The organism is Pseudoroseomonas cervicalis ATCC 49957 (assembly GCF_000164635.1).
GTDB classification, from domain to species: Bacteria; Pseudomonadota; Alphaproteobacteria; order Acetobacterales; family Acetobacteraceae; genus Pseudoroseomonas; species Pseudoroseomonas cervicalis.
Genome location: NZ_GG770784.1, coordinates 35,403 through 43,088, shown reverse-complemented (window position 1 = coordinate 43,088; position 7,686 = coordinate 35,403). Strand labels below are relative to the sequence as shown.

General features: G+C 71.1%; 8 protein-coding genes. 1 reads left to right on the top strand and 7 read right to left on the bottom strand.

What is annotated here, in order from left to right; genetic code table 11:
- The first annotated feature begins 255 nt into the window (after nt 1-255).
- Nucleotides 256-594 (top strand): hypothetical protein, encoded by a 339-nt coding sequence (locus HMPREF0731_RS18265; RefSeq protein ID WP_157136220.1) that lies wholly within the window; start codon nt 256-258, stop codon nt 592-594.
- Nucleotides 595-639: 45 nt separating this feature from the next.
- On the opposite strand, the gene HMPREF0731_RS18260 is transcribed toward HMPREF0731_RS18265, so the two are convergent.
- From HMPREF0731_RS18260 to HMPREF0731_RS18230, 7 genes are all read right to left on the bottom strand, one after another.
- The gene (locus HMPREF0731_RS18260) at nt 640-1,755 is read right to left on the bottom strand and encodes a flagellar basal body P-ring protein FlgI (RefSeq protein WP_007005675.1); all 1,116 of its coding nucleotides are present in this window, start codon (nt 1,753-1,755) and stop codon (nt 640-642) included.
- A 16-nt stretch (nt 1,756-1,771) separates the two neighbouring features.
- On the bottom strand, nt 1,772-2,134 hold the full coding sequence (locus HMPREF0731_RS18255) for a hypothetical protein (RefSeq protein ID WP_007005674.1): 363 nt from the start codon (nt 2,132-2,134) through the stop codon (nt 1,772-1,774).
- Nucleotides 2,135-2,165: 31 nt separating this feature from the next.
- The gene (locus tag HMPREF0731_RS18250; protein ID WP_007005673.1) at nt 2,166-3,257 is read right to left on the bottom strand and encodes a flagellin N-terminal helical domain-containing protein; all 1,092 of its coding nucleotides are present in this window, start codon (nt 3,255-3,257) and stop codon (nt 2,166-2,168) included.
- 17 nt (nt 3,258-3,274) lie between these two features.
- The gene (gene flgK / locus HMPREF0731_RS18245; protein WP_007005672.1) at nt 3,275-4,732 is read right to left on the bottom strand and encodes a flagellar hook-associated protein FlgK; all 1,458 of its coding nucleotides are present in this window, start codon (nt 4,730-4,732) and stop codon (nt 3,275-3,277) included.
- 61 nt (nt 4,733-4,793) lie between these two features.
- The gene (locus HMPREF0731_RS18240; protein WP_007005671.1) at nt 4,794-6,314 is read right to left on the bottom strand and encodes a flagellar hook protein FlgE; all 1,521 of its coding nucleotides are present in this window, start codon (nt 6,312-6,314) and stop codon (nt 4,794-4,796) included.
- A 125-nt stretch (nt 6,315-6,439) separates the two neighbouring features.
- Nucleotides 6,440-7,366 (bottom strand): flagellar motor protein MotB, encoded by a 927-nt coding sequence (locus tag HMPREF0731_RS18235; protein ID WP_040613962.1) that lies wholly within the window; start codon nt 7,364-7,366, stop codon nt 6,440-6,442.
- Nucleotides 7,367-7,416: 50 nt separating this feature from the next.
- Nucleotides 7,417-7,686: hypothetical protein (locus tag HMPREF0731_RS18230; protein WP_040613926.1), on the bottom strand; the 270-nt coding region annotated here is incomplete at its 5' end.

The window sequence follows — 7,686 nt, the reverse complement described above, 5'->3', positions numbered from 1 at the left end:
CCCGCCCCCGGCCATGGCGCCCCCCGCCAGCACGGCCTCGGCGCCACTGCGCGAGGCCCGGGCCGAGCAGGCCGGACGTGGCAGCCCGATGTTCAGCGATGGCTGGAGCCGCAACGGCTACGGCGCCATACGGTGAGACAATGACCAAATTTTGAGACACGCGCTCCATTGCAGCTCCGGCACGGTCGCGGCATAGTCGCGCCACGCCGGCAGGAGGCCGCGGATCGGTTTTTCCGCCTCCTGCATGAGGTCTTGATGAGCGCGCATTTCGGACGCGGCTTCGTGGTGCTGCACGCGGCGCTAGGGCTGTATGTCGGCCGCACCCCGTCGCTGTCCTTCTGGTCCAAGCTGAACGCGGCGGGGCATGATGCCGTCGCCACCTTCGCCAGCGAGGCGCTGGCCCGCTTTCATGTCGAGTTGTGGGAAGGCGGCTGGCCCGAGGACGCGGCGGCGGCGGGCCTGCATGTGCTGCCGGTGCGGGTGGACCGGCCGGGCGGCTGGGCCAGCATCCAGGCGCTGCGCAGCGCCGGGCTGGAGGAGCATCTGGGCGAGATGGCGCATCCCGGCTGGGCCGGCGCCGGCGGGCATTGCTGAGGGGCCCGCCCCTCCCTGCCCCGCCGCCGGCCGGCCCCCCCGGCGTCAGATGAATTGCAGTTCGGCGTGCAGCGCCCCACTGGCCTTCAGCGCCACCAGCACCGAGATCAGGTCGCGCGGCGCCAGGCCCAGCGCGTTCAGCCCATCCACCAGATCCTTCAGCGTGCTGGCCGGCGGCAGCGTCGCCAGGCGGCGGCCGCGCTGGTCGTCCACCTCGACCTGGGTGCGCGGCACCACCACCGTCTCGCCTCCCGCCAGCGGGTTGGGCTGGCTGACGATCGGGCTTTCCGTCACGCGGATCACCAGATTGCCATGGGTGATGGCGACGGGATCGATGCGCACCTGGGCGCCGACGATGATGGTGCCGGTGCGCTCATCCACCACCACGCGGGCCGGGGTCTCGGGCCGGATGGTCAGCGCCTCCATCTGCGCCACCAGGCCGGGCAGGCGCTCCTGGAAGCCGGGGGGGACGCGCATCTCCACCGTGGCGAGGTCGAGCGCGGTCGCGCTGCCGGCGCCGAAGCGCTGGTTCAGCGCCTCCTCCACCCGCACGGCGGTGGTGAAATCGGGCGAGCGCAACGACAGGCGGATGCTCTGCAGGTTGCGCAGATCGACCGGCACCTCGCGCTCCACCAGCCCGCCGCCGGGCACGCGGCCCTGGGTGGTGACGCCGCTGGTGATGCTCTGCGCCTGGCCGGCGGCCTGGAAGCCGCCCACCACCACAGGGCCCTGGGCCACGGCATAGACCTCGCCATCGGCGCCGAGCAGCGGGGTGACGATCAGCGTGCCGCCATTGAGGCTGCGCGAATCGCCCAGGCTCGAGACCTGCACATCGATCGTCGTGCCCTGGCGGGAGAAGGGGGGCAGCGTCGCGGTGACGATGACGGCGGCGGTGTTCTTGGTCTGCACCCGCGCATCGGCGACGTTGACGCCCATGCGCTCCAGCATCGCGGTCAGGCTCTGCTGGGTGAAGGGGTTGTTGCGCAGCTGGTCGCCGGTGCCCTGCAGGCCGATCACCAGCCCGTAGCCCACGAGCTGGTTGCCGCGCACCCCCTCGATGCTGACGACATCCTTCAGCCGCACCTGGGCGGCGGCGGGCAGCGCCGCCAGCAGCAGCGGCAGCGCCAGCAACGCCCGGCGCAGGAGCGGGAGGAGGCGCATGGCCGCGGCCCCCCGCTCAGAGCCGGTAGCGCAGGCCGGCCTCGGCCAGCACGTCATGCGGCATGGCCGCGGGCTCCAGGCCCAGCACGCGGCGCAGGGTCTGCAACCCTTCCTGCAGCTGCAGGTCGCGCAGCGCCGCCTCGCCCGCGCCGGCCTCGGCGGCGGCCAGCTCGCGCAGGCGCTGCAGCAGCAGCCACAGCTTCACCGCCAGTTCGCGCGCCATGGGCGTGGCCATCATGAAGCCCTCGGCACAGGCCTCCAGGCTGCAGCCCATCGCCTCGGCCATGGCGGCGTAGGCCGCGACATCCTCCTCCTCCAGCGCCAGCGGCACATAGGGCGGGGTCTCGGCGGGGTCGCTGCGCAGCGTCTCGGCGGTCATGGCACGGTTTCTCCGTCTGTCGCGGCGCGGATCAGAGGTAGTTCACCAGGCTCAGCTCGGAGAGCCGCGCGGTGATGGAATAGGTGGCCTCAAGCTGGATGCGCAGCGTGTTGATGCGGTCGGAGACGGTGTAATAGTCCGCGCCTTCCAGATCGTTGATCTGCGCGGTCGCGGCGGCGACGGCGCGCTCCTGGATCTCGCCCACCTTCTCCAGCCGGTCCTGCTTGCCGCCCAGCACGCCGGCCAGCACGGTCAGCTTGGCGCGGCCGCTGCCCATCAGCCGCCCGGCCTCGTCAAGCAGGGTGGTCCGCGCCTCCTCCGACAGCTGCGAGGCGGGCGCGCCGAGCAGGGAGAGCAGCGCCAGCGACTTGAACGCGTCCTTGAAGGCGGCATTGTCGGCGCGGACATTCCAGCTCAGCGTCTCGCCGGCGCCGATGCGGATCAGCGAGGGCGCGTCCGATTCGGGGTCGGAGCTGCCGGCCATGTCGGTGCGGCTGGTCGAGCGGTAGACCAGGCCGTAGAAGGAGGTGGCGCCGGCGGCGTCGCGCTGCACATTGGCGAACATCGTGTCGAACTGGCCGATCAGCGCGGTGGCCTGGGCGGCGTCGAGCGCGCCGCCGGCCGCGGTCACCGCCGCGCCCAGCCGCCCTTGCGCCCAGGCCAGCAGGCCGGCGGAGGGCGCCAGCGGCGGCTGCGAGCTGTCGGTGCCACCGAACAGGTTCTGCCCGTCCCAATGGGTGTTGAGCAGGTCGGTCATGCTGCCCAGCACCTCGCGCGCATTGCTGGCGATAATGGTGTAGCCATTGCCCTTCAGCGCATCGGTCTTGAGGATCTCGGGCGACATCTGGTCCATCAGCCCGCCCACCGAGGTCAGCGCCTCCTGCGCCGCCTTCAGCCGCTGGCCGGCCAGGCTGGTCGAGTTGCGGATCGCCTCGCCCTGCTGCACATCGCCATAAAGCTTGTAGAGCAGGGAGGCGCCGACGCCGAGCGCGCGCGCCGGGTCGGCCTTGCGGCCGGAGGACATCTCCGCGGTCAGCACCGCCAGCTCGCTCTGTAGCCTTGCGATGTCGCGCTGCCGTCCCAGCGCGACGCCCGAGGGGCTGACCCGATCCGTCATCATCATCCTGCTCCTTCCGCGGCTCAGCGGCCGATCGTCGCCAGCTCATCCAGCATGCGCGTCGCCGCCTGGATGATCTGCACCGAGGCCGAATAGGTCTGCTGCACCAGCAGCAACCGCTGCAGCTCCTCATCGACATTCACGGCGGTCTTGTTGCTCAGCTCCTGCCGCGCCTCGGCGGCCAGGCGGCCGCGCGTCTCGGCCCGGTCGCTCCACACCGCGCGCTCGCCCTGCATCAGGCCGATGCTCTGCGAGGCCGCCTGCGACAGCGTCATCGAGGCCGGCAGGCCGGTGTTGCTGTCATAGCTGCGCACCACGTTCATCGCATCGAGCGCGGCGATGATGTTGGTGTTGTCGGCGGCATTGCCCTGCGCCACGGCGTTGACGCCGGTGCGCAGCCGCCAGAGCTGGCCGCCCTGGTCGGGATCCACCGCGGCGTTGATGGCGATCTTGCGCGCCATGCCGATGAAGCTGGCATAGCCGCCGCTGCCATCCCAGTTGGCGGCGCCGGCATCGGTGAACAGCCCCGCCTGGTTGCCGGTCAGCGTCGGATCGGCGTCCTGGAAGCTCTCGATCAGCCGCACCGCCACCTGGTCCAGCATGTCGATGAAATTCGGCAGGGTGGTGTCGCGCAGCCGCAGCGCGCCGGCCATGCTGCCGGTCTCGGTGACGCGCAGCGCCTGCCCTTCCACCGTCACCGCCGAGAGCGCGGCCGGGTGGCGTTGCTCGGCCTGCACCACCGGAGTGTGGGTGAAGTTCAGCCGGTGCACCACCGTGCTGTCCAGCAGGCTGGTGCCGCCATCGCTCATCACCAGCAGGTGGCCGGGGCCGTTGTCGAAGATGCGGATCGGGATCTTGCGGCCGATCTCGGCCAGCAGCGTGTCGCGCCGGTCCTCGTATTCGGCGGTGGAGCCGCCGCGGGCGCTGGCCAGCGCCATGCGCCGGTCGGTCTCCGCCAGCTGGTCGAGGGCGGAATTGATCGCCCCCACCTCGCGCGAGAGCTGCAGATCCGCCTCGGCCCGCGCCTTGGCCACGGCGGCGTCGGCGTCGTGCAGCGCATCCACCAGGTCGCGCGCCGCCTCCAGCGCCTGGCTCTGCGCCACGGCATTGTCGGGGGCGGAGGAGAGGGTGGTCATCGCCGTCTGGAAGGCGCCGAGGCGGGAGGAGAGCGAGCGCTGGTCCGAGGGCTGGCCAATCAGCGCGTTGTAGGTCTCGAGCCCCTGCTTCAGCTGCAGCGCGTAGGCCTCGCTGGCATCGGCCGAGCGCGAGGCGGCGGCCAGCGCCGCATCGCCCAGGCGCTGGGTGATGGCGGTGTCCACCCCCGAGCCGATGCCGGCCACCAGCCGCTCGCTGCGCGGCATGTCGCGCCGCACATAGCCCGGCGTGTTGGCGTTGGCGATGTTGTTGGACAGGATCGCCGCTTGCCGCTGCTCGGCGGCGAGCGAGGAGAGGGCGTTCGACAGGGCGGCGGAAATGGTCATGCTGCGCGCTTCCAGGCTGGAGGAGATGCGCGGCGGGGCCCGTGCCCCGCCGCCGGGCGCCTCACCGCTTCAGGTTCGTCGCCTCCTCCAGCATCTGGTCGGCGGTGCGCACCACCGTGGCGTTGGAGCTGTAGGCGCGCTGCGTCTCGATCAGGTTGGTCAGCTCCGTGCCGATATCGACATTGGAGGATTCCAGCGCGCCGCCATTGGTGGTGCCGGCGGCGCCCGTGCCCGGGTCGATCAGCCGCACCGCGCCGGCGGCCAGCGACATCTCATAGGCATCGCCGCTGACCGGGTTCAGCCCGTTGGCATTGGGGAAGACCGCCAGCTTCAGCGCGTAGATCGGCCGCGACTTGCCGTTCGAGAAGGTGGCGATGACCTGCCCGTCATCGGCCACCGAGACGCGCTCCAGCAGGCCGAAGGCCGAACCGTTCTTCTCGATCTTGGTCGGCAGGTAGTTGCCGGTGAGCTGGGTGATGCCCTCGAAATTGCTGAAAGTGCCGATGGTGATCGGCAGCTCGGTGCCGGCGAAGCCGCCCTGCACCCCCACCCGGACCGTCAGCGTGCCCTTCACCGCGTCATAGGTGCCGAGCACATTGGCCGCGGCCAGATTGTCCGGCGTGCCGTAATTGGTGGCCGGGGTGCTGGCATTGGCGCCATAGGTGGCCGGGTTGGGCACGCCGCTCAGCAGCGGCGCCGAGCCCACCGGCGCCGTGAAGCCGGGCGCCACCTGCGCGGCGCCGGCGGCCTGCGCCGTCGCGTCCCACACCGCCGCCAGCGTGCCGGCACTGGTGCCGTTGCTCCAGAATTGCAGGCCCAGGGCGGCAACGCGCTTGGTGGTGTCGTAGAGATTGGTGCTGGCGAGATCGCCCGAGGCGCTGTCGAAGATCTCCAGCGTCCAGCTGCTGGTGTCGGGCGCGCCGTCCTGCTCCGGCAGCACGGGGGTGAAGCGGTAGGTCAGGGTCTGGGTGCCGCCGGTCGGGTCGTAATAGTCGATGCTGCTGACGAAGCTGTCCGCCGGCGGCGGCGGGCTGGCATAGCCCGTGCTGTTCTTCGGCAGGTTGAACCAGGTGCGCATCTCCGTCGTCGGCGCCGAGGCGACCGAGATGTTGTTGACGTTCACCGTGCTCAGGCTGTCGACATTGTTGTCGCCGAGATTGCCCACCGGCAGGCCATCCGCGCCGAGCTTGACGCCCTGCAGGTAGAAGCCGGCCGAGTTCACCAGATTGCCGAAGGCATCGGGGCGGAAGGAGCCGGCGCGCGTCGCCAGGTACTTGCCGGTGCTGTCGGAATTCTCGTTCACCACCAGGAAGCCATTGCCGCTGACGGCGATATCGGTGTCGACGCCGGTGCGCTGCACCTGGCCCACCTTGCTGATCTCGACCCGGTTGCGGGGGGTGACGCCGGCCAGCGCGTAGGAACCGCTGCTGGAGCCCTCCAGCACCAGGCTCTCGAACTGGGTGTCGACGCGCTTGTAGCCGACGGTCGAGCTGTTGGCGATGTTGTTGGAGATCCCCGACAGCTTGACGGCCTGCGCGTTCAGGCCGGAGGTGCTGGTGCGGAGTGCGTTGATGGCCGTCATGGCGGTCCCTCGGTGTCAGCGTGGCGTCGGGAGGCGGCCGGCATCCTGCCGGCCGCGCGGTGCGGCGTGATGGTGGCGGGGACCGGCGCCGGCTTCTGCCGGCCGGCCGGATGCGGCGCGCGGTTTCACCGGCGCGGCTCCTGCTGGCCGCGGCGCGCGGCCGCGGCGCGCGCATCGGCCACCACATCGGACCGCAGCACGGTCACGGCGATGCGGCGGTTGCGCGGATCGTTCGGTTCCTCGGCCAGCAGCGGCTCGACCGCCGCCTTGGCCTCGACCCGGAACATGCGGGCCGGGCGCACGCCGGAGCGCTCCAGCGCGCGGCGCGCGGCATTGGCGCGGTCGGCCGACAATTCCCAGTTGCTGTAATTGCCGCGCTGGAAGGGCTGGGCATCGGTGTGGCCGGAGACCACCACCTCGTTCGGCACGCTGGCCAGCACGCTGCCCACCACTTCCAGGATGCGCGCCAGGCGCGGCGTCGGCTCGGTCGCGGCGGGGGCGAACATGGGCTGGCCGTCGCGGTCGAAGATCTGCAGCCGCAGCCCCTCGGGCGTCATCTCCAGCTGGATGTTCTGCGAGAATTCGCGCAGCGCGTCGGTCTGCATCTGCCGCTCCAGCTCGGCCTTCAGCGCGTCGAAGCGCTGCCGCTCGATCGGGTCGCGCACCGCGTCCTGCTGCTGCGGCGCGGCCTGGGCGGCAGCGCCGTCATTGGCGCTCTCGCCCCCCTGGCTGTCCTGCCGCGCCCCGCCATCATCCACCTGGGTCAGCGCGTCCTGCCGGTTGTCGCCCGCCAGCAGCACCGAGCGCCCGCCATCCAGCGTGCCGCTGCCCGAGGGCAGGTCGAGGATCGAGGAGGCGGTGAAGAACTGGGCGATGCCCTCGCGCTGCGATTCCGTGGTGCTGGAGAGCAGCCACATCACCAGGAAGAAGGCCATCATCGCCGTGACGAAATCGGCATAGGCGATCTTCCACTGGCCGCCATGCTCATCGTCATGCTCGCCATGGTGCTTCTTGATGATCACCGGGCGTTTGAGATGGTCGTCAGCGCTCATCATCCCGTCCCCTGGCGGCGTTCCTGTTTAGCGCGACGGTTTTTCGCATTTCAAGTGCGACCTTCCTGCCCGCTGTGTCGCAATGTCAGCTCGCCCTGCAGCCGCAGCGGCCGCAGCACGCCGGAAAAACCCTCCTGCAGCGCCGCCAGCACCGGGCGCGGCAGCTTCTGCTCCGTCTCCAGCACGGCATCGAGCCGCGTCTCCTCCAGCCGCGCGCGCAGCTCCACCCGCCCCGTCGCCGGCAGCACCAGCCGCGCCGCCAGGGCGTGGCGGTCGCGCCGGCGGCGATCCGGGCGCCAGTAGAAGGACAGCCAGAGCAG

Excerpts from the sequence above, each read along its gene's own strand:
- HMPREF0731_RS18235 (WP_040613962.1), bottom strand. The coding sequence starts at position 7,366 with ATGAGCGCTGACGACCATCTCAAACGCCCGGTGATCATCAAGAAGCAC.
- HMPREF0731_RS18265 (WP_157136220.1), top strand. The coding sequence starts at position 256 with ATGAGCGCGCATTTCGGACGCGGCTTCGTGGTGCTGCACGCGGCGCTA.
- HMPREF0731_RS18260 (WP_007005675.1), bottom strand. The coding sequence starts at position 1,755 with ATGCGCCTCCTCCCGCTCCTGCGCCGGGCGTTGCTGGCGCTGCCGCTG.
- HMPREF0731_RS18250 (WP_007005673.1), bottom strand. The coding sequence starts at position 3,257 with ATGATGATGACGGATCGGGTCAGCCCCTCGGGCGTCGCGCTGGGACGG.
- HMPREF0731_RS18240 (WP_007005671.1), bottom strand. The coding sequence starts at position 6,314 with ATGACGGCCATCAACGCACTCCGCACCAGCACCTCCGGCCTGAACGCG.
- HMPREF0731_RS18255 (WP_007005674.1), bottom strand. The coding sequence starts at position 2,134 with ATGACCGCCGAGACGCTGCGCAGCGACCCCGCCGAGACCCCGCCCTAT.
- flgK (WP_007005672.1), bottom strand. The coding sequence starts at position 4,732 with ATGACCATTTCCGCCGCCCTGTCGAACGCCCTCTCCTCGCTCGCCGCC.